Here is a 1,088-nt window from a genome sequence, read left to right on the forward strand (position 1 = left end):
TCGATCGTCATCCGCGCGTCATCGGCCGGGCTGCCGGAGGGCAGCGCGGAGATGCAGCGGTAGGTCTTGCCGTTGCCCGGCCGCACCGTGCCGCCGGGCACCAGGGCGGCGAGCTTGTCCCGCGCGCCCGAGAGCGTCGGCAGCACGGTCGTCACCTCCTGCCCCTCCGCGCCGAGCACTGTCACCGGGCCCTCGCGGAACACCGCCTGCACGGGCCGCGCGGCCCCGGCCGGCGGGGTGATGGTGACCTGCGCGCCGAACACGTCGTCGAGCAGGCCGGCCAGCCCGTCGAAAAGGCTCATGCTCAGGCCGTCAGGGCGGCCGGCGCGACCCCGTTGAGCCGGACGATACCGGTCGCGGACGGGTTGGCAGCGGCGACCGCGGCCACGCCGATGAACACGTTGCCGGTGCCGGCCGCCGTGGTCACGAGGGTACCGTTCCAGTAGAGCGCCACGCCGAGCGTCCAGGCCTGCGCGTTCGTCTTCGGCAGTTCGAAGACACCGCGCGTGACGATCACGAGGGGCTCGCCGGAAAGGGCATCGTGCTGGGCCACGCCGAAGAGGAGACCGGCCGCGACGCCGGCGCCGGCCACGGTGTCCGCAGGAGCCGGGATGGTGAGGTTGTCCCCGGGCTGGATGTAGTTCTTCATGATCATGCCTTTCGACAGGAGGAGGGAAAAGACGAAGGGCGGCCCGCGGGACCGCCCTTCCGTCAGAGGCCGAGATCCGGGCGCCTTACGCGCCGGGGTTCTTGTAGGCGCCGCGGTACTCGGTGACGGCCGCGCCGAAGATATGCCGGGCATTCATGGTCACCTTGTCGGGGTTCATGCCCTCGATGGTCTGCACCGTGGGCGCCTGGTAGCCGTCGAGATAGGCGTGGGTGATCGGCGGCAGGTCGGAGCTCACGAGATACCAGGCGGTGTCCGAACCACCCGCGGCGGCTCCGAGGTGGGCGGCGACGACCGGCGTCACGCTCGCCTTGAACGGGTTCGCGTCGACGTCTTTGGCCGGCGTCACGCTGGCGGTGAACTGGCCGGCGGCCATCTCCAGCGCCGGCGGGATGATCAGCAGGTTCGGCTCGACCATCAG

The 1,088-nt window shown here is 71.1% G+C and carries 2 protein-coding genes and 1 pseudogene; all 3 read right to left on the reverse strand.

Annotation, left to right across the window (positions count from 1 at the left end; all coding sequences use genetic code 11):
* Positions 1-302: hypothetical protein (locus D3P35_RS25790; protein WP_118138781.1), on the reverse strand; the 302-nt coding region annotated here is incomplete at its 3' end.
* Positions 303-304: 2 nt separating this feature from the next.
* Positions 305-649 (reverse strand): DUF2190 family protein, encoded by a 345-nt coding sequence (locus D3P35_RS25795; RefSeq protein WP_118138783.1) that lies wholly within the window; start codon positions 647-649, stop codon positions 305-307.
* Between the two features lie 85 nt (positions 650-734).
* Positions 735-1,088 (reverse strand): annotated as a pseudogene (locus D3P35_RS25800) (hypothetical protein); the annotation flags it as partial.

This window comes from Oceanicella sp. SM1341 (genome assembly GCF_003448965.1).
Lineage (GTDB): Bacteria > Pseudomonadota > Alphaproteobacteria > Rhodobacterales > Rhodobacteraceae > Paroceanicella.